This window comes from Pseudomonas sp. TE3552, assembly GCF_056278945.1.
This window is the reverse complement of sequence record NZ_JBWBQJ010000001.1, coordinates 6052389-6071825: the sequence shown is the minus strand read 5'-3', so window position 1 is coordinate 6071825 and position 19437 is coordinate 6052389. Positions and strand designations below refer to the sequence as shown.

General features: G+C 60.1%; 15 protein-coding genes. 14 read left to right on the top strand and 1 reads right to left on the bottom strand.

The window, feature by feature from the left end; translation table 11 throughout:
* Positions 1-248: 248 nt before the first annotated feature.
* On the bottom strand, positions 249-2162 hold the full coding sequence (locus tag ACZ9BB_RS27530) for a sigma-54-dependent Fis family transcriptional regulator (RefSeq protein WP_476217847.1): 1914 nt from the start codon (positions 2160-2162) through the stop codon (positions 249-251).
* 495 nt (positions 2163-2657) lie between these two features.
* Here ACZ9BB_RS27530 and exaC point away from each other — a divergent pair, with 495 nt between their 5' ends.
* The 14 genes from exaC (at position 2658) to ACZ9BB_RS27460 (ending at position 19357) form a co-directional block, all read left to right on the top strand.
* Positions 2658-4178: an acetaldehyde dehydrogenase ExaC gene (gene exaC / locus ACZ9BB_RS27525; protein ID WP_007894337.1), complete on the top strand. Its 1521-nt coding sequence runs from the start codon at positions 2658-2660 to the stop codon at positions 4176-4178.
* Positions 4179-4443: 265 nt separating this feature from the next.
* Positions 4444-5814: an ethanolamine permease gene (gene eat / locus ACZ9BB_RS27520; RefSeq protein ID WP_476217845.1), complete on the top strand. Its 1371-nt coding sequence runs from the start codon at positions 4444-4446 to the stop codon at positions 5812-5814.
* A 136-nt stretch (positions 5815-5950) separates the two neighbouring features.
* The gene (locus tag ACZ9BB_RS27515; protein WP_476217843.1) at positions 5951-7345 is read left to right on the top strand and encodes an ethanolamine ammonia-lyase subunit EutB; all 1395 of its coding nucleotides are present in this window, start codon (positions 5951-5953) and stop codon (positions 7343-7345) included.
* A gap of 8 nt (positions 7346-7353) precedes the next feature.
* Positions 7354-8178, top strand: coding sequence for an ethanolamine ammonia-lyase subunit EutC (eutC, locus tag ACZ9BB_RS27510; protein WP_476217841.1), 825 nt, complete (start codon positions 7354-7356; stop codon positions 8176-8178).
* A 114-nt stretch (positions 8179-8292) separates the two neighbouring features.
* Positions 8293-8754 (top strand): GNAT family N-acetyltransferase, encoded by a 462-nt coding sequence (locus tag ACZ9BB_RS27505; RefSeq protein ID WP_030129561.1) that lies wholly within the window; start codon positions 8293-8295, stop codon positions 8752-8754.
* Positions 8755-9110: 356 nt separating this feature from the next.
* Positions 9111-9767, top strand: coding sequence for a DedA family protein (locus tag ACZ9BB_RS27500; RefSeq protein ID WP_476217838.1), 657 nt, complete (start codon positions 9111-9113; stop codon positions 9765-9767).
* Between the two features lie 6 nt (positions 9768-9773).
* Positions 9774-10586, top strand: a complete 813-nt coding sequence (locus tag ACZ9BB_RS27495) for a M90 family metallopeptidase (RefSeq protein ID WP_476217836.1) — start codon at positions 9774-9776, stop codon at positions 10584-10586.
* 112 nt (positions 10587-10698) lie between these two features.
* Entirely contained in the window at positions 10699-11226 is a 528-nt protein-coding gene (ppa, locus tag ACZ9BB_RS27490) for an inorganic diphosphatase (RefSeq protein WP_008052339.1), read from the top strand.
* A 232-nt stretch (positions 11227-11458) separates the two neighbouring features.
* Positions 11459-12205, top strand: coding sequence for a S24 family peptidase (locus ACZ9BB_RS27485; RefSeq protein ID WP_476217834.1), 747 nt, complete (start codon positions 11459-11461; stop codon positions 12203-12205).
* A gap of 589 nt (positions 12206-12794) precedes the next feature.
* On the top strand, positions 12795-13940 hold the full coding sequence (locus ACZ9BB_RS27480) for a Fic family protein (RefSeq protein WP_476217832.1): 1146 nt from the start codon (positions 12795-12797) through the stop codon (positions 13938-13940).
* A 257-nt stretch (positions 13941-14197) separates the two neighbouring features.
* Complete coding sequence (locus ACZ9BB_RS27475) at positions 14198-14440, top strand: exodeoxyribonuclease VII small subunit (RefSeq protein ID WP_007894317.1); 243 nt, start codon at positions 14198-14200, stop codon at positions 14438-14440.
* Positions 14437-15324: a (2E,6E)-farnesyl diphosphate synthase gene (gene ispA, locus ACZ9BB_RS27470; RefSeq protein ID WP_476217829.1), complete on the top strand. Its 888-nt coding sequence runs from the start codon at positions 14437-14439 to the stop codon at positions 15322-15324. Before ACZ9BB_RS27475 ends, ispA begins: the two co-directional genes overlap by 4 nt.
* Before the next feature lie 91 nt (positions 15325-15415).
* Positions 15416-17314: a 1-deoxy-D-xylulose-5-phosphate synthase gene (gene dxs, locus ACZ9BB_RS27465; protein ID WP_476217828.1), complete on the top strand. Its 1899-nt coding sequence runs from the start codon at positions 15416-15418 to the stop codon at positions 17312-17314.
* Positions 17315-17473: 159 nt separating this feature from the next.
* Complete coding sequence (locus ACZ9BB_RS27460; RefSeq protein WP_476217826.1) at positions 17474-19357, top strand: TonB-dependent receptor domain-containing protein; 1884 nt, start codon at positions 17474-17476, stop codon at positions 19355-19357.
* The last annotated feature ends 80 nt before the right edge of the window (positions 19358-19437 follow it).

Below are 19437 nucleotides of genomic sequence, written 5' to 3'. Positions count from 1 at the left end.
GTAAAACATGGCCGCAGGTTAGCGTAGGGTGGGAAAATTCGCACTCTTTAGCTGAACGTGACACAACCGCCGGGCTGATCGAGCGCGTTTTTTTGTGGCGAGGGAGCTTGCTCCTGCTGAGTTGCGAAGCAGCCCCAAAACCAGCCAACGCGGTGTATTAGTTGGATCACGGTTGCCAACTTTACGACTGCTGCGCAGCCGAGCGGGACGGTGCGGCGATCCGACAAGCTCCCTCGCCACAAAAGCAATTATCGGGCGATGCCGTGTTTGCGCAGCTTCCGGTAAAGGGTATTACGGCTGACGCCCAACTGTTCGGCGGTGTGGGTCATGTGCCAGCGTTGTTGCTCCAGCGCCGCCAGCAACGCCAACCGTTCGGCATCGTCCAGCGGATATGCGGACGGCTCTTCAACCGTCGCCACCGTCACCGGCCGGGCCTGGCGAATCATCGCCGGCAAATCTTCCAGCCCGATCCGACCGCCATCACACAACGCGGCCAGGGTGCGCAGCACATTGCGCAATTGCCGCACATTCCCCGGCCAGGCAAAGTCCAGCAACGCCTGCCGAGCCGTAGCATCAATCAGCACCGCCTCCCCGCCCGCCTCTTCGGCCAGCAAAAAGTCGAGCAACTGTGATTTGTCAGAACGCTCACGCAACGCCGGCAATGCGACTTCCAGTCCATTGAGCCGGTAATACAAATCCTCGCGGAAACTGCCGTCCCGCACCCTTTCGAGCAGGTTGCGGTGAGTGGCGCTGATGATCCGCACATTGACCGATTCCGGCTCGCCGCCAATCGGCACCACCTGACGGTCTTCCAGCACCCTTAATAGCCGGGTTTGCATGCTCAGCGGCATGTCGCCGATTTCATCGAGGAACAACGTCCCGCCATCGGCCTGCTGCAACTTGCCGCGCATGCCTTCCTTGCGGGCACCGGTGAAGCTGCCGCCGCGATAGCCAAACAGTTCGCTTTCGATCAGGCTTTCGGGAATCGCTGCGCAATTGAGGGCGACGAACGACTTTTCCGCCCGTTGACTGGCCTGATGCACGGCTTTGGCGAAAGCCTCCTTGCCAGAGCCGGTTTCACCGTTGATCAGCAATGGCACGTCTCGCTCGAATACACGCAAGGCCTTGCGGAAGTCTTCCTGCAACGCGACATCACCCAGGCAAATGCCCGACAGCCGTGGACGCTCGGCCACTGCCGGGCTTTGCACCACCGGTGCAGGAATGCTGCGCGGCTGCCCACGCAACACGGCAAACAACCGCCGCCCGTCACGGGTGCGCAATGGCCAACTGGCGGTGGCATTGGCGCTCGCGCGGCCGAGTAACTCATCCAGCGAGCAGTCGAAAAACGCCTCCACCGGTTTGCCCAACAACCCGCCGCGAATATGCCCCAGCAAATTCAGCGCACTCTGGTTGACCGCGCTGATCCGCCCTTCCCCGTCGAACGCCAGCAACCCTTCACTGAAGAGCCCGACGGATTCGGCCTGCAAGTGAAAACGCAGCAACCATTGATTGTCGAAATAACGCAGGAAATAACAGCTCTCGATCATCTTCGCCGAAAGGTTGACCAGTGCCATGGTGTGAAACTGGCTCTGACGCGAAACCTCATGACGCGCCGAAGACACGTCGAGCACCGCCAGCAGCTCGCCGTGCGGATCGAACACAGGGCTCGCCGAGCAGGTCAGGCCGGTATGACGGCCACGAAAATGTTCGTCCTGGTGAATGGTCAGGGGTTGGCGCTCCACCAGACAGGTGCCGATACCGTTGGTGCCTTCGCAGGCTTCGCTCCAGTCGGCACCAAGCCAAAGGCCGGCGCGCTCGAAAATCTTCCGTTCGGCGGGCGCGGTGACGCAGTTGAGGATCACCCCGCGGGCGTCGGTCAGCAGCACCGCGTGGCCGGCGCCGGAGAGTTGCTGGTGGAGACTGGTCATTTCGTTGCCGGCGATCTGCAGCACGTGCTGCAAACGTTCGCGGCTTTCCAGCACGCGGCCATGTTCGAGCACCGTCGGCGCCATGGTCAGGGCCGGATCGAGGTGATAGTCCTCAAGGCAACGCAGCCAGGAGCGGGCTATGGACGGGTCGCTGCCGGGACCGTGCAGGTGGGATTTACCCTGGGTCACGGTCAACACTTGCTGGGCATGGCGACTCAAATGGTTATCGTGCATTTCTTATTATTCTCCCCGATAGGTGAGGGCTTACCTATAGCCACTTCCTGTGGCGAGGGGGCTTGCCCCCGTTCGGCTGCGCAGCAGTCGTAAATCCTGTGTACGCGGTGTATCCGGGAAATCGAGGTGACTGGTTTAGGGGCCGCTTCGCAGCCCAACGGGGGCAAGCCCCCTCGCCACACAAGCCCCTCACCACACATCGCCCCTCACCACAGAGGATTACCTGTGTGGCAATTTGAGGCCCAGCATCCTCCAGCCATCGACGCATTGCAATGCTGGCAAGACCCATCGGTCACAGGCTGTGCCACAAGCGGTACAAAGTGTCACACGGGTTGTACCGCAAGCGTCACAAGCACCGGCCAGCCGTCCGACAAAAAATACACAAGCCCTTGATTTACCTGACCTGCAAGGCGCTGGCCCGACCTTTGCTCTACGCTTATGCAGCGCTCTGGCGCGTCCTCCCTTATAAGCACAAAAGCCAAGGAGAAACCCATCATGCGTTACGCTCACCCCGGTACTGAAGGCGCTATCGTTTCGTTCAAGAGCAAATACGGTAACTACATCGGCGGCGAGTTCGTCGCGCCTGTCAAAGGTCAGTACTTCACCAATACCTCGCCGGTCAACGGCCAGCCTATTGCCGAATTCCCGCGTTCCACGGCCGAAGACATCGAAAAAGCCCTGGACGCTGCCCATGCTGCCGCCGATGCCTGGGGCGCCACGTCCGCCCAGGCACGCTCGCTGGTCCTGCTGAAAATCGCCGATCGCATCGAACAGAATCTGGAACTGCTGGCGATCACCGAATCCTGGGACAACGGCAAAGCCGTGCGCGAAACCCTCAACGCCGACATCCCGCTGGCCGCGGACCACTTCCGCTACTTCGCCGGTTGCATCCGCGCCCAGGAAGGCAGCGCCGCCGAGATCGACGGCAATACCGTGGCCTATCACATCCATGAACCGCTGGGCGTGGTCGGGCAGATCATTCCGTGGAACTTCCCGATCCTGATGGCCGCCTGGAAACTCGCCCCGGCCCTCGCGGCCGGTAACTGCATCGTACTCAAGCCTGCCGAGCAAACCCCGCTGGGCATTACCGTGCTGATGGAGCTGATCGGCGACCTGCTGCCGCCGGGTGTGCTCAACGTGGTGCAAGGCTTCGGCAAAGAAGCCGGTGAAGCCCTGGCCACCAGCAAGCGCATCGCCAAGATCGCCTTCACCGGTTCGACCCCGGTCGGCTCGCACATCATGAAATGCGCGGCCGAAAACATCATTCCGTCCACGGTGGAGCTGGGTGGCAAGTCGCCGAACATCTTCTTCGAAGACATCATGAAAGCTGAGCCAAGCTTCATCGAAAAAGCTGCCGAAGGCCTGGTGCTCGCATTCTTCAACCAGGGCGAAGTCTGCACCTGCCCGTCCCGCGCCCTGGTGCAAGAGTCGATCTACGACGAGTTCATGAAAGTGGTCATGAACAAAGTCCTGCAAATCAAACGTGGCGACCCGCTGGACACCGACACCATGGTCGGCGCCCAAGCGTCCGAGCAGCAATTCGACAAAATCCTTTCGTACCTGGAAATCGCCAAGGGCGAAGGCGCCGAACTGCTGACCGGTGGCAAGGTGGAAAAACTCGAGGGCAGCCTGGCGACCGGGTATTACATCCAGCCGACCCTGCTCAAGGGCACCAACAAAATGCGCGTATTCCAGGAAGAAATCTTTGGCCCGGTGGTGAGCATCACCACCTTCAAGGACGAAGCAGAAGCCCTGGCCATCGCCAACGACACCGAGTTCGGCCTGGGTGCCGGCCTCTGGACCCGCGACATCAACCGCGCCTATCGCATGGGCCGCGCCATCAAGGCCGGTCGTGTGTGGACCAACTGCTATCACCTGTACCCGGCGCACGCCGCGTTCGGGGGCTACAAAAAGTCCGGCGTCGGCCGTGAAACCCACAAAATGATGCTCGATCACTATCAGCAGACCAAAAACCTGCTGGTGAGCTACGACATCAATCCGTTGGGCTTCTTCTAAAAACCGGGGGCGACACCGATGTTTCTGTGTCGCCCTTCAGATGGCTATCGCGGGCAAGCCCGCTCCCACGGTGATTTGGGTCACCCCCAATAGGTGAATTTACCCCATGACCCTGTGGGAGCGGGCTTGCCCGCGATGGCGTCCTTAAACGCACCGTAAATCATTGCCCTGCCTGTCTGGCATGGGCTTTGCGTGCCCGCATCACACATAAATGCCATACCCGAAAGTCCAACAGATCAAACAATAAAAAAGACAGAGAGGACTTATGACTTCTACGACACAGCTCAAACCCACACTCGGCACCCTGCACCTATGGGGCATTGCCGTCGGCCTGGTGATTTCCGGCGAGTACTTCGGCTGGAGTTACGGCTGGGGCACCGCAGGCACCCTGGGTTTTCTCGTCACCGCACTGATGGTGGCGACGATGTACACCTGTTTCATCTTCAGTTTCACCGAATTGACCACCGCCATTCCCCACGCTGGCGGGCCGTTTGCCTACAGTCGACGGGCCTTCGGCGAGCGCGGCGGACTGATTGCCGGCATCGCCACCCTGATCGAATTCGTCTTTGCACCACCGGCGATTGCCATGGCCATCGGCGCCTACCTCAACGTGCAATACCCGGAACTGGACCCGAAGGTCGCCGCCGTTGGCGCCTATTTCGTGTTCATGGGCTTGAATATCCTCGGCGTGAGCATCGCAGCCACGTTCGAGTTGGTGGTCACCGTGCTGGCGGTCGCCGAATTGCTGGTGTTCATGGGCGTGGTCGCCCCGGGCTTCAGCTTCAGCAATTTTGTACTCAATGGCTGGTCAGGCTCCAACGAATTCACCATGGCCTCGATTCCCGGCATCTTTGCGGCAATCCCTTTCGCGATCTGGTTCTTTCTCGCCATTGAAGGCGCCGCCATGGCCGCCGAGGAAGCCAAAGACCCGAAACGCACGATTCCCAGAGCTTATGTCAGTGGCATTCTGACCCTGGTGTTCCTGGCCATCGGCGTGATGGTGATGGCTGGCGGGGTCGGCGACTGGCGCCAACTGTCGAACATCAACGATCCGCTGCCTCAGGCGATGAAAGCGGTGGTCGGCAATAATTCGAGCTGGATGCACATGCTGGTATGGATCGGCCTGTTCGGCCTGGTGGCGAGTTTCCACGGGATCATTCTTGGCTATTCGCGACAGTTCTTCGCCCTGGCTCGCGCCGGTTACCTGCCCAAAGGGCTGGCCAAACTCTCGCGCTTCCAGACGCCGCACCGGGCAATTCTGGCTGGCGGCGTGATCGGCATCGCCGCGATCTACAGCGACGGCCTGGTCAACCTGCAGGGCATGACGCTGACGGCTGCGATGATCACCATGTCGGTATTCGGCGCCATCGTGATGTACATCATCAGTATGCTGAGCCTGTTCAAACTGCGTAAAACCGAGCCGAACCTGGAACGCACCTTCCGTGCGCCGGGCTACCCTATCGTGCCAGGGATCGCGCTGTTTCTGGCGGTGGTATGCCTGGTGGCGATGGCGTGGTTCAACACCTTGATCGGGTGCGTGTTCCTCGGGTTCATGGCGGCCGGTTACCTGTATTTCCAACTGACTGCCAAGCAGCGTTCCGACGCACCGGCGGATGCAATGCTCGAAGGCGTCTGAGTTGCACCGGCGCCGGGCTGATTCCCGGCGCCTGCCATATTGAAGTGCACGCAGTTCCCATGTGGGAGCAGGCTCGCTCCCACAGGGGTTCGGCGGTGCATTTGAGTTATTTATTGAATCAGAAGGACACCGCCCCATGGCCGTATTTGCCCATACCGTCGGCGCCCAGACCTACCGCTTCGACAGCCTCAAGGACGTCATGGCCAAGGCCAGCCCCGCGCGTTCCGGGGATTTTCTGGCCGGTGTTGCCGCCCTCAACGATGGCGAGCGAGTGGCCGCGCAGATGGCCCTGGCTAATCTCCCGCTCACCCACTTCCTGCAGGAAGTACTGATTCCTTACGAGACCGATGAAGTCACCCGGCTGATCATCGACACTCACGACAAGCAGGCTTTTGCCGTCGTCAGCCACCTCACCGTCGGCGGTTTTCGCGACTGGCTGCTCAGCGAGGCCGCTGACGAACAGAGCCTGCGCGCGCTCGCTCCGGGCCTGACCCCGGAAATGGTCGCCGCCGTGTCGAAGATCATGCGCGTACAGGATCTGGTGCTGGTGGCGCAGAAAATCCGCGTGGTCACCAAATTTCGCGGCACTCTCGGGTTACGCGGCCGGTTATCCACACGCCTGCAACCCAACCACCCTACCGACGAACCGGCCGGTATCGCCGCGAGCATTCTCGACGGCCTGCTGTACGGCAACGGGGACGCGATGATCGGCATCAACCCGGCCACCGATAGCATCGCGTCGATCTGCGCCATCCTGGAAATGCTCGACGCGATCATCCAGCGCTACGACATTCCGACCCAGGCCTGCGTGCTGACCCACGTCACCACCTCCATCGAGGCAGTGAATCGCGGCGTTCCACTGGACCTGGTGTTCCAGTCGATTGCCGGCACCGAAGCGGCCAACGCCAGTTTCGGTATCAACCTCAACGTACTGCAGGAAGGTTATGACGCGGGTTTGAGCCTGAATCGCGGCACACTGGGCCAAAACCTGATGTATTTCGAGACAGGGCAAGGCAGTGCCTTGTCGGCCAATGCCCACCACGGCGTCGATCAACAGACCTGCGAAACCCGCGCCTACGCCGTGGCACGCCATTTCAAACCGTTTCTGGTCAACACCGTCGTAGGCTTCATCGGCCCCGAATACCTTTACAACGGCAAACAGATCATCCGCGCCGGCCTCGAAGACCACTTCTGCGGCAAGCTGCTGGGCGTCCCCATGGGCTGCGATATCTGTTACACCAACCATGCCGAAGCCGACCAGGACGACATGGATACTCTGCTGACCTTGCTGGGCGTGGCCGGGATTAATTTCATCATGGGCATCCCCGGCTCCGACGACATCATGCTCAACTACCAGACCACCTCGTTCCACGACGCCCTCTACGCCCGACAAACCCTGGGCCTGAAACCGGCGCCGGAGTTTGAACAGTGGCTGGCGAACATGGGCATCTTCACCCAGGCAGACGGCAAAATTCACTTCGGCAACAGCCTGCCTCCGGCCTTCCGCCAGGCATTGGCGCAACTGGGATGAGTGTTGATATGGATAAACCACCCGTCGATCCGCAGAACCCGCTGCTGGAGCTGCGTCGCCTGACCCCTGCGCGAATTGCGCTGGGCCGCACCGGCACCAGCCTGCCCACCAGCGCGCAGCTGGATTTTCAGTACGCCCACGCACAGGCTCGGGATGCGGTACACCTGCCGTTCGACCATCCGGGGCTCAGCTCGCAACTGGCCGAGCGTGGCCGTGAGAGTTTGCTGCTGCACAGCGCCGCCACGGACCGGAACAGTTATTTGCAACGCCCCGATTTGGGGCGAAAGTTGAGTGATGAGTCGGCGCAGACGCTACGCAATTACGCGCGGGCCAATCCTGGCGGGGTGGATCTGGCGGTGGTGGTTGCCGATGGCCTCTCGGCACTGGCCGTTCATCGCCACACCTTACCGTTTCTGACGCGCATGGAAGAACAGACCGCCGCTGAAGGCTGGTCCCTGTCGCCGGTGATTCTGGTGGAACAAGGCCGGGTCGCGGTGGCCGACGAGATTGGCCAGCTACTGGGGGCGAAAATGGTGGTCATATTGATCGGCGAACGCCCTGGCTTGAGCTCGCCAGACAGCCTGGGGCTGTATTTCACCTATAATCCAAAGGTCGGACTGACGGACGCCTATCGCAACTGCATCTCCAATGTCCGGCTCGAAGGCTTGAGCTACGGTATGGCGGCACACCGTTTGCTGTATTTGATGCGCGAAGCCTGTCGGCGGCAGTTATCGGGGGTGAGTCTGAAGGACGAAGCCCAGGTTCAGACGCTGGAGTCGGACACAGGAGCAGACATGAAAGGTAATTTCCTACTGAGCCCGGCGAATGCCTGAACCGTTTCCGCATTGCGTTTCTATTCCGGTTTAAGGCAGGATCGATGCACGGCCGCCAGGGGGTTTCCCATCGCCGTCACCCAGTAAGACAGCCACTTGAAGACGAGACCTACCATGCGGATTATTCAAGCGACCCTCGAACACCTGGATCTGCTGACCCCGTTGTTCGTCAAATATCGTGAGTTTTACGGTTCTCTGCCGTATCCGGACTCGTCCCGGGCATTCCTCGAGAAGCGCCTGCGGCGCAAGGAATCGGTGATCTACCTGGCCCTGGCCGATGACGACAACAACAAACTGATGGGTTTCTGTCAGTTGTACCCCAGCTTTTCGTCCCTTTCGCTTAAACGCGTGTGGATCCTCAACGACATCTACGTCGCCGAAGACGCCCGCCGCCAGTTGGTGGCTGACAACCTGATCCGCACCGCGAAGAAAATGGCCAAGGAAACCAATGCCGTGCGCATGCGCGTTTCCACCAGCAGCAACAACGAAGTCGCGCAGAAAACCTACGAATCCATCGGCTTCAAGGAAGACACCGAGTTCAAGAACTACGTGCTGCCGATCAGCGACGGGCTGTAACGCACTGGGGGCCTCTGTGGCGAGGGAGCTTGCTCCCGCTCGACTGCGCAGCAGTCGTAAACCTGCCAAAGCGATTATCCTGATACACCGCCTCGTCGGACCAGGAGCGCCTCGCACTGGAGCGCCAGCCCGGTCCTGCGGGAGCAAGCCCCCCTCACCACAAGGACCGTGCAAAACCAACAGACTTGTGGTTGCCCCCTCGACATTCCTCGCTACAAACTCGACGCGTTTTTCACTTCTCTCCCCGTATAATGCCGATCTTCAAGGCTCGTAAGAAAAATCACACTCAGGTGTAGTCTTACGCGAAGCCATCCGCACAGGCCTGCCGAGTCGGGCCATCACCACAGGTGCTTTCCATGGATTTCAACCCGATCGACGTTATTCTGCATCTCGATGTTTACCTCGAGATGCTGGTGAACAACTACGGAGCATGGATCTACGCCATCCTGTTCATGGTGATTTTCTGCGAAACCGGGCTGGTGGTGATGCCGTTCCTGCCGGGCGATTCCCTGCTGTTCATCGCGGGCGCCGTGGCGGCCGGTGGCGGCATGGATCCGGTACTGCTGGGCGGCCTGCTGATGCTGGCGGCGATCCTCGGGGACAGTACCAACTACGTGATCGGCCGCACCGTCGGCGAACGGCTGTTCAGTAACCCGAACTCGAAAATCTTCCGCCGCGATTACCTGCAACAAACCCACGATTTCTACGACAAACATGGCGGCAAAACCGTGACCCTGGCGCGTTTCATGCCAATCATCCGTACTTTTGCCCCGTTCGTCGCCGGCGTTGGCAAAATGCCTTACCCGCGTTTCTTTGCCTTCAGCGTTTTCGGCACCATCCTCTGGGTGGGTGGCCTGGTAACCCTCGGTTACTTCTTCGGCAATGTACCGTTCATCAAGAAAAACCTGTCGCTGCTGGTCGTGGGCATCATCCTGCTGTCGCTGCTACCGATGATCATCGGCGTGATCCGCAGCCGCCTCGCCAATGCTGCGTCCAAAGCCGAACCACGCTGACCCACGATGTGGTCCCTTAGCGCCTGGCGACGCCAGCGCACTCTGGCCAGGCACCCGATTGCCGACGACATGTGGCAACGGGTGCGCCATCACCTGAGCTTTCTCGATGGCATCAGCGAGGCCGAAGACCGCTGGCTGCGCGAAGCCAGCGTATTGTTTCTGCAAGACAAACACCTGACCGCCTTGCCCGGCGTCGAACTCCACCAGGAGCAACGCCTGCTGCTGGCAGCCCAGGCCCAATTGCCGCTGCTGCACTTGGGCGATCTGAACTGGTATCAGGGCTTTCACGAAATCATCCTCTACCCCGACGATTTCCTCAGCCCCCAGCGCCATCGCGATGCCAGCGGCGTCGAGCACGAATGGGACGGCGAACACAGCGGCGAAGCCTGGCAGCAAGGCCCGATCATCCTCGCCTGGCCCGGCGTGATGGCCAGCGGTGGTTGGGAAGGCTACAACCTGGTGATCCACGAACTCGCGCACAAACTCGACATGCTCAACGGCGACGCCAATGGCTTGCCACCGCTGCATGCCGACATGCGCGTCAGCGACTGGGCCAGGGTCATGCAAGAGGCCTATGACGACCTCGACCGGCAACTGGACCGCAACCCGGACGCTGAAACTGCCATCGACCCGTACGCAGCGGAAAACCCCGCCGAGTTCTTCGCCGTCACCAGCGAATACTTCTTCAGCGCCCCGGATTTGCTGCACGAGGCGTATCCTCGGGTTTACGAGCAGTTGAAGCTGTTTTACCGGCAGGATCCACTTTCGAGACTGCGGCAACTTCAGGCCGAAGATCCGGTCTATCAGGCACACCACTAGGTCTCTACGACCTCTGGCGCATGGCATCGTCGGCAGAATATGCCTATAATCGCCGCCACTTTTTGGTCAATCCGGCCAAGTGTTTTTGGTCAACTAACGGGGGCACCGCCCAATGAGCTACAGCAAGATTCCGGCTGGCAAAGACCTGCCGAACGACATCTACGTCGCGATCGAGATCCCGGCCAACCACGCGCCGATCAAATACGAAATCGACAAAGACAGCGATTGCCTGTTCGTTGACCGTTTCATGGCCACCCCGATGTTCTACCCGGCCAACTACGGTTACATCCCGAACACCCTGGCTGACGACGGTGATCCCCTCGACGTGCTGGTCGTGACCCCTTACCCGGTTGCTCCAGGTTCGGTGATCCGCGCGCGTCCAGTCGGCATCCTGAACATGACCGACGACGGTGGCGGCGATGCCAAAGTGATCGCGGTTCCACACGACAAGCTGTCCCAGCTGTACGTCGACGTGAAGGAATACACCGACCTGCCTCCACTGCTGATTCAGCAGATCGAGCACTTCTTCGCGAACTACAAAGATCTCGAAAAAGGCAAATGGGTGAAGATCGAAGGCTGGGCCGGCGCAGATGCCGCCCGCGACGCCATCACCAAGTCGGTTGCTGCCTATAAAGGCTGAGAAGCTGCACTAAGCTTCCAGCCGCCAAGCTTCAAGAAGAACCCCGGTTGATCCGGGGTTTTTTGTGCGGCTTGCAATGCCTCTTTTAAACGTGTCGTTTAACACCCGACTGCTTTGGTTTTTTCTTGTTTAATTTCCCCTAAAAGCGTCTTACATCCAGTCTTAAATTTCCCTCGAAATTTGAACGGATCGTTTATTCAAACCCCCATCCTGCGCCCGTAAACTCGTGTTTATGAAAAAGAACACTAGCGGCCCACGGTTTAAAGCGCTCCTCGAAGCAGCGAACATCACCACGACAGGATTTGCCGCTTTCTTCGACACGGAAGCGCAAAACATCCATAACTGGTACACCCGCGGTGTGCCCGCCTACCGCATGGAAGAGGTCGCCAGACTACTGTCAGTAAACAGCGACTGGCTCAAAACCGGCGAAGGCCCAAAAGACTCCAAACACCTGCGCCTGCTCGACGAATCCGGCAACACCTTCGACGCCCAGGCCATCCGCGGCATCTACACGGTAATAGAACCCACCGATGTCGAACTGCCCTTCTACAAAGAAACAGCCACCGCCCCGGGGTCCAGCAAAACCCATGTCATCGAAGACCCCACCCAATCCATCCGCCTGCCCCGCAGCCACCTCGACTCCCTGGAAATCAACCACGCGGATGCCATCTGCATCCATATGATCGGCAACAGCATGGCCGAAAAGATTGAAGACGGTTCAACCCTCGCCATCGATCGCGGGCTTACACAGGTTATCGATGGAGAAATTTATGCGATCGAGCATGACGGAATGCTGCGGATCAAGTACCTGCACCGAATGCCGGGGAATGCGCTGCGGCTACGCAGCTACAACAAAACCGAGCATCCAGATGAGATTTTCAACGCCGAGCAGATCGACAAGCAGAACATCAGGGTATTGGGGTGGGTGTTTTGGTGGTCGACGCTCAATAAACGCAGGCCGTCGGTGCCCTTCCTGTAAGCATGCAATCCTGTAGCCGCTGGCGAAGCCTGCGTCCGGCTGCGCAGCGCGCCGTATACCCCTGCACCGCGGTGTTTCAGCCATACCGTGAATGATGGGTTTACGACTGCTTCGCAGCCGAACGCAGCCTTCGGCAACGGCTACACCTCGCCGCAATCGCTCTACCCCACACGCCAAGCTGGGAATTCCTCAAAAAAATCAGTATGCTGCGCCGCACATTTGCGCATCGACCCTTCCTAAGGCTCAGATCGCACCGACAAGGCAGATGACTTTCTCGCCAAGTCCCACAGCCGGACGCAAGATCCGGGTGTACGTTTTGAAGGCTGGCGCGGTTTACCAAAAATAAACCAAGCCAGTCCCCGAGAAGCCGGCCACAAGCCGGCTTTTTAATGCCTGAAAAATACAGCCCGCATTTGCTTTAACCAATTGACCTGGCCAACCCACATGCTGTGCGATTCGATCGCAGCCGCATGTGAGCGACATGCTGTCCGACAACTGGACGGTGAGCCGAATAGACGTCATATTCGGCTCACTATATGAGCCGAATAGCATTTTTAATCGGCTCACTCACTCCAAGAGTACCGACTCCATGGCACCTCACTGGATCTGGCAGCAGCCTGATTGGCCGAACTTTCAATGGCAAGCGGAGCGTTTGGCGCCACTGTTGCGCGACTGCGTTCAGGCGCAGGGTCGGTTGATGGGGATGGCCAGTTCGGTAGGCAGTTCGTTGAGCGCGCAAAACGAACTGGATGCGTTGTTGCAGAACATCGTGACCTCGTCCGCTATCGAGGGTGAACAGCTTAATGTTGGCTCCGTACGCTCCTCTCTGGCGCGACGGTTGGGGTTGGACCTGGTCAATGGCGGTAAGGTGAGCCAGCGCAGTGAGGGCCTGGCGCAGTTGATGCTCGATGCCACCCGGCATTTCGCTGAGCCACTGACATTGGTGCGATTGCTGGATTGGCATAAATGGCTGTTTCCTGAGCAAGACACGGATCTCGCCGCCCGGTCGATCCGTGTCGGTGCCTTGCGCGGCGACGAGCCGATGCAAGTTGTTTCGGGGCGACTCGACAGGCCGACCGTTCACTTCGAAGCTCCGCCTCGCCTTGGTCTTGAACGACAACTCGAAACCTTCCTGGCCTGGTTTGAAGCCAGCCGAAATCAGGTCGGCCTCGACCCATTGCTGCGGGCCGGCGTCGCGCATTTCTGGTTCGTGACGTTGCATCCTTTCGACGATGGCAACGGTCGCCTGACGCGAACAATCACTGATCTGGCCCTGGCTCAGGGTGAGGCTCAGGCCATCCGCTTCTACGCCATGTCGGCGAGCATTCTGGATGATCGTTCAGGCTATTACCGATTGCTGGAAACCAGCCAGAAAGCCACGCTGGATATCACCGAGTGGCTGGAGTGGTTCCTGCAAACCTTGTTGCGCAGCTTGCAGCAAGCCATGACGCGGATCGAGTCGGTACTGGGCAAGGCGCGTTTCTGGCAGGCGCATCGGGAATCCGGACTGTCGGTCGAGCAAACCAAAGTACTGAATCGCTTGCTCGATGGCGGGGAACGAGGTTTCGATAATGGCATCAGCGCCGCTCAATACCAGGCAGTGGCAAAGGTTTCCAAAGCCACCGCAACCCGTCATCTGGCCGAACTGCTGGAAAAGGGCTGCCTGAAACGCCTGCCCGGCGGCGGGCGCAGTACTCGATATCAAATCAGCTATCCCGATGACTCAACACATTAATCATGATCGATACCGCACTGTGGCGAGGGGGCTTGCCCCCGCTGGGTTGCGAAGCGTCCCCTAAACCATACGTGCGTTTGTCAGCCATACCGCATTCAGCAATTTGCGACTGCTTCGCAGCCGAACGGGAGCAGGCTCCCTCGCCACAGGGTGTGTTTTCACCCGGAAACTGCAGCGTCATAGACCCCGCTCATTTGCCCATAACCCCCATGTCTGCTAGTGTCGCGCCGGTTTAACGTCAACCGGAAATAGCCGCCATGGCCCGCAAAAAAGCTGCACTGGATTTCGAACAATCCCTCGCTGACCTGCAAACGCTGGTGGAGCGTCTGGAGAATGGCGAATTGTCGCTGGAAGACTCGCTGACCGCTTTCGAGCAGGGCATCGGCCTGACCCGTGATTGCCAGGCGGCGCTGGCCCAGGCCGAGCAGAAGGTTCAAGTGCTGCTCGAGCGTGATGGCGAGTTGGCCGAGGAACCCTTCGACGCGGATCAGCCAGAATGATTGCGGCGTATTCGGCGACCAGCCAGGCTCGTGTCAACGCGGCACTGGAAACCCTGTTCAACCCGCCGAGCCCCGAGCTCGCGCGCCTTTACGAAGCCATGCGCTACAGCGTGATGAACGGCGGCAAGCGCGTGCGTCCGTTGCTGGCTTATGCCGCGTGTGAAGCACTGGGCGGCAAGGCCGAGCAAGCCAACGGCGCGGCTTGTGCGGTGGAGCTGATCCACGCCTATTCGCTGGTGCACGACGATTTGCCGGCCATGGACGATGACGATCTGCGTCGTGGCCAGCCGACCACCCATAAAAAATTCGACGAAGCCTGCGCGATCCTCGCCGGTGACGGCTTGCAGAGCCTGGCCTTCAGCGCCCTGCTCGACCCGCGCCTGAGTTCGGCAGACGCCGAAATCCGGCTGCAGATGGTCAGCGCCCTGGCGTTGGCGGCAGGCCCGGCGGGCATGGTTGGCGGTCAAGCCATCGACCTTGGCTCGGTGGGCCTGAAGCTCGATCAAAAAGCCCTTGAATACATGCACCGGCACAAGACTGGCGCGCTGATCGAAGTCAGCGTCAAGCTTGGCGCCCTGGCCAGCGGTCGTGCGGCGAAGGACGAACTGAAGTCCCTGCAAAGTTATGCACAGGCCATCGGTCTGGCATTTCAGGTCCAGGACGACATTCTCGACGTCGAAAGTGACACCGAAACCCTCGGCAAGCGCCAGGGCGCCGACATTGCCCGGGACAAGCCGACCTACCCGGCCCTGCTCGGACTTGACGCGGCCAAGGCCTATGCACTGGAACTGCGTGACCAGGCCCTGCACGCGCTGCGACCGTTTGACGCGGCGGCCGAGCCGTTGCGCGACCTGGCCCGTTATATCGTCGACCGGCGCAGCTGACGGCGTATCCGCCAAAAAAAACCAACGCGTGGGCAGGGGGCGATGCATCAGGTAAACTGCCGCATCTTTTATACCTATAACGATTCGCCTGATGCCCACGACGTTTCATGAGATTCCCCGCAAGCGCCCGACCACGCCCCTGCTCGACCGTGCCAACACGCCGGACGGCCTGCGCCGGTTAGGCGAAGCCGAGCTGGAAACCCTGGCCGATGAGTTGCGCCTGGAACTGCTCTACACGGTCGGCCAGACCGGTGGGCATTTCGGTGCCGGCCTGGGCGTGATCGAGCTGACCATCGCGCTGCATTATGTCTTCGACACCCCGGACGACCGGCTGGTGTGGGACGTGGGTCATCAGGCCTATCCGCACAAAATCCTCACCGGCCGTCGCGAGCGCATGAGTACCCTGCGCCAGAAGGACGGCGTTGCCGCCTTCCCGCGTCGTTCCGAGAGCGAGTACGACACCTTTGGCGTCGGCCACTCCAGCACCTCGATCAGCGCAGCGCTGGGCATGGCGATTGCCGCCCGCCTGCAAAACAGTGATCGCAAGGCGATCGCGGTGATCGGCGACGGCGCACTGACCGCCGGCATGGCCTTCGAGGCGCTGAACCATGCGCCGGAAGTGGACGCCAACATGTTGGTGATCCTCAACGACAACGACATGTCGATCTCGCGCAACGTCGGCGGGCTGTCGAACTACCTGGCGAAAATCCTTTCCAGCCGCACTTACGCGAGCATGCGCGAAGGCAGCAAAAAGGTCCTGTCGCGCCTGCCCGGTGCCTGGGAAATCGCCCGTCGCACCGAGGAATACGCCAAAGGCATGCTGGTTCCCGGCACGCTGTTCGAAGAACTGGGCTGGAACTACATCGGACCGATCGACGGCCACGACCTGCCGACCCTGATCGCCACCCTGCGTAACATGCGCGATCTGAAAGGCCCGCAATTCCTGCATGTGGTCACCAAAAAAGGCAAAGGCTTCGCCCCGGCGGAAGTCGATCCGATCGGTTACCACGCCATCACCAAACTCGAACCTGTGGACGCTCCGGCCGCCACGCCGAAAAAATCCGGCGGGCCGAAGTACTCCGGTGTGTTCGGTGAGTGGCTGTGCGACATGGCTGCTGCCGATCCACGCCTGGTCGGGATCACCCCGGCGATGAAGGAAGGCTCCGACCTGGTGGCCTTCAGCGAGCGTTTCCCGCTGCGCTATTTCGACGTAGCGATTGCCGAGCAACACGCCGTGACCCTGGCTGCCGGCATGGCCTGCGAAGGCGCGAAACCAGTGGTGGCGATCTATTCGACCTTCCTGCAACGCGGCTACGACCAGCTTGTGCATGATGTGGCAGTGCAAAACCTCGACGTGCTGTTCGCCATCGACCGCGCAGGCCTGGTGGGCGAAGACGGCCCGACGCACGCGGGCAGCTTCGACCTGTCGTTCCTGCGGTGCATCCCTGGCATGCTGGTGATGACCCCGAGCGACGAAAACGAACTGCGCAAAATGCTCAGCACCGGCCACCTGTACAACGGCCCGGCAGCGGTGCGTTACCCGCGTGGCACCGGCCCGAATGCTCCGATCGAGAAAGACCTCGAACCGATCGAGATCGGCAAGGGTGTGGTTCGCCGCCAGGGCAGCAATGTCGCCCTGCTGGTGTTCGGCGTGCAATTGGCCGAGGCGCTGAAAGTCGCCGAGAAGCTGGATGCGACAGTAGTCGACATGCGTTTCGTCAAACCGCTCGACGAAGCACTGGTTCGTGAAATCGCCGGCAGCCACGAGTTGCTGGTGACCATCGAAGAGAACGCCATCATGGGTGGCGCCGGTGGCGCGGTCAGCGAGTTTCTCGCCCGCGAAAACATCCTCAAGTCGATGCTGCACCTGGGCTTGCCGGATGTCTATGTAGAGCACGCCAAGCCTGCGCAAATGCTGGCCGAATGCGGGCTGGACGAGGCCGGGATCGAAGAGGCGGTGCGTCAGCGCCTGCAACTGCTGAACCTCTAAGACATATACAAAACCTGTGGGAGCGGGCTTGCCCGCGATAGCGGAATGACAGTCGACTTATTCATTGACTGACACTCCGTCATCGCGGGCAAGCCCGCTCCCACAGAGTTTTGTGCAGCCTCAAGAATGTGCTCGCTTTAAAGCGCCAACGGATTGCCCATGAAACTCCCCCGCCTCGCCCTGACGCTGACGCTCCTGCCAGCCGGCCAACTTCTGGCTGACACCTTCGAACGCGATCAAGCCCTGAAACTGTCGGACGTACTGATCAGCGCCAACCGCCAGGTCGAGGCGCGCAATGACAGCAGCGCCGCCAACACCGTGTTCACCCGCGAAGACATCGACCGCCTGCAACCTGGCAGTGTCACTGACCTGCTGCGCCGGGTACCGGGCGTACAGGTCGGGCAAACCGGTGGGCGCGGCAGTTTGCCGGGAGTCTACATTCGCGGCACCAAGTCGGCGCAAAGCCTGGTGCTGGTCGATGGCCAGCGCATCGGCAACTCGACCTCCGGCGACAGCAACCTGCAACACATCAACATCGAACAGGTCGAGCGCGTGGAAGTGCTGCGTGGTTCGCGCTCAGTGATTTACGGCAGCGATGCGATTGGCGGGGTGATCCAGATCTTCACCCGCCGTGGTGGCGAACAGGGCTTGCAACCCCGCATGCACGTGGGGGTTGGCAGCAATCAGACCTGGGAGCGCAGCCTTGGATTGTCTGGCGGCGATGGGCAGACACACTTCAATCTCGGTGCCAGCCTCGATGAAACCGCAGGCATCAATCGCACCCGCGAGTCTTACCCCAGCGACGGCGATCACGACGAATACCGCAATAAATCGGTCAGTTTAAGCCTGAGTCATGCGCTCAACGATGACCTTGAGATCGGCGCCAACCTGCTGGATAACCGAGGCAAAAGCGCGTTCGACAATCCGTTCGGTCGCTTCGACATGAACACGTTCGAGTCGCTCCAGCAACAGCCCTACAGCGAGTTCACGGTGAGCAGCGTCAGCAGTTACGTCGACGCGCGAATCAATGACCAGTGGAAAACCCGCGTCGAGTTCGGCCACGGCGAAAACCGTGAGAAGACGCTCGACAAGCTCAGCGATGAGCGCAGCGTGTTCAACACCTACCGCGACTCGGTGAACTGGCAGAACGACCTGAGCGTTGATGAGCGCAATAGCCTGATCCTCGGCGGAGACTGGTACGAAGACCGAATCAACAGCAGCACAGCGTTCGATGAAGACAGCCGCTGGAACCGTGCGGCATTTATCCAGCATCGCTATCAGGCCGACAGCTTCTCCACCGAACTGGGCCTGCGCCGCGACCAGAACCAGCAGTTCGGTGGCCAGAACAGTTGGAGCGGCACCTTCACCCTGCCACTGAATCCGGATAACGACGTGCTGTTGACCTACAGCGAAGGCTTCCGCGCACCGACCTTCAACGACCTGTATTACCCGGATTTCAGTAACCCCGACCTGAAACCCGAAACCTCGAAAAGCTACGAGCTGCAATGGCGTAGCCAACTGACGCAGAACAGTCGCCTGGAAACCTCGCTGTACCGCACCGATCTTGAAGACGCGATTATTTTCGGCAGCAACAACCGCCCGGCGAATGTCGCCTCGGCGCGCATCAATGGTTTCGAAGCCGCTTTAAAACAAGAGTTGTTTGGCTGGCAGAGCAACCTCGGCGTAGCGATCATCGACCCACGGGATCGCGACAGCGACCACACCCTCGCCCGCCGCGCACGGCGAACCCTGAGCCTGGACCTCGACCGACAGTTCGATCGACTGGGCCTCGGCGCCAGTTGGCAAGCGGTGAGCAGCAGTTATGACGATGAGAACAACCAGCAACCGTTAGGCGGGTATGCGTTGCTGGGGTTGCGTAGCAGTTGGGAGCTGAATCGCGAGATCAAGCTGGAGTTGAAGGTCGATAACCTGCTGGACAAGGGCTACAGCCGGGCGTTGTACAGCCATGACGGCAGTCAGTATGGGTATCGCGAGGAAGGCCGGGCGTGGATGTTCGGGGTGACCTGGATGCCGGATATCTGAAGCCGTCACCCGATCACTGTGGCGAGGGAGCTTGCTCCCGCTCGGTTGCGTAGCAGCCGCAATCCAAGCTGATACGGCCC

What these genes read in the sequence shown, in the direction of transcription:
- eutC (WP_476217841.1), top strand. Translation starts at nt 7,354, where the DNA reads ATGGATAAACCACCCGTCGATCCGCAGAACCCGCTGCTGGAGCTGCGT.
- ACZ9BB_RS27495 (WP_476217836.1), top strand. Translation starts at nt 9,774, where the DNA reads ATGTGGTCCCTTAGCGCCTGGCGACGCCAGCGCACTCTGGCCAGGCAC.
- ACZ9BB_RS27505 (WP_030129561.1), top strand. Translation starts at nt 8,293, where the DNA reads ATGCGGATTATTCAAGCGACCCTCGAACACCTGGATCTGCTGACCCCG.
- exaC (WP_007894337.1), top strand. Translation starts at nt 2,658, where the DNA reads ATGCGTTACGCTCACCCCGGTACTGAAGGCGCTATCGTTTCGTTCAAG.
- eat (WP_476217845.1), top strand. Translation starts at nt 4,444, where the DNA reads ATGACTTCTACGACACAGCTCAAACCCACACTCGGCACCCTGCACCTA.
- ppa (WP_008052339.1), top strand. Translation starts at nt 10,699, where the DNA reads ATGAGCTACAGCAAGATTCCGGCTGGCAAAGACCTGCCGAACGACATC.
- ACZ9BB_RS27530 (WP_476217847.1), bottom strand. Translation starts at nt 2,162, where the DNA reads ATGCACGATAACCATTTGAGTCGCCATGCCCAGCAAGTGTTGACCGTG.
- ACZ9BB_RS27475 (WP_007894317.1), top strand. Translation starts at nt 14,198, where the DNA reads ATGGCCCGCAAAAAAGCTGCACTGGATTTCGAACAATCCCTCGCTGAC.
- dxs (WP_476217828.1), top strand. Translation starts at nt 15,416, where the DNA reads ATGCCCACGACGTTTCATGAGATTCCCCGCAAGCGCCCGACCACGCCC.
- ACZ9BB_RS27460 (WP_476217826.1), top strand. Translation starts at nt 17,474, where the DNA reads ATGAAACTCCCCCGCCTCGCCCTGACGCTGACGCTCCTGCCAGCCGGC.
- ACZ9BB_RS27485 (WP_476217834.1), top strand. Translation starts at nt 11,459, where the DNA reads ATGAAAAAGAACACTAGCGGCCCACGGTTTAAAGCGCTCCTCGAAGCA.
- ACZ9BB_RS27480 (WP_476217832.1), top strand. Translation starts at nt 12,795, where the DNA reads ATGGCACCTCACTGGATCTGGCAGCAGCCTGATTGGCCGAACTTTCAA.
- ispA (WP_476217829.1), top strand. Translation starts at nt 14,437, where the DNA reads ATGATTGCGGCGTATTCGGCGACCAGCCAGGCTCGTGTCAACGCGGCA.
- ACZ9BB_RS27515 (WP_476217843.1), top strand. Translation starts at nt 5,951, where the DNA reads ATGGCCGTATTTGCCCATACCGTCGGCGCCCAGACCTACCGCTTCGAC.
- ACZ9BB_RS27500 (WP_476217838.1), top strand. Translation starts at nt 9,111, where the DNA reads ATGGATTTCAACCCGATCGACGTTATTCTGCATCTCGATGTTTACCTC.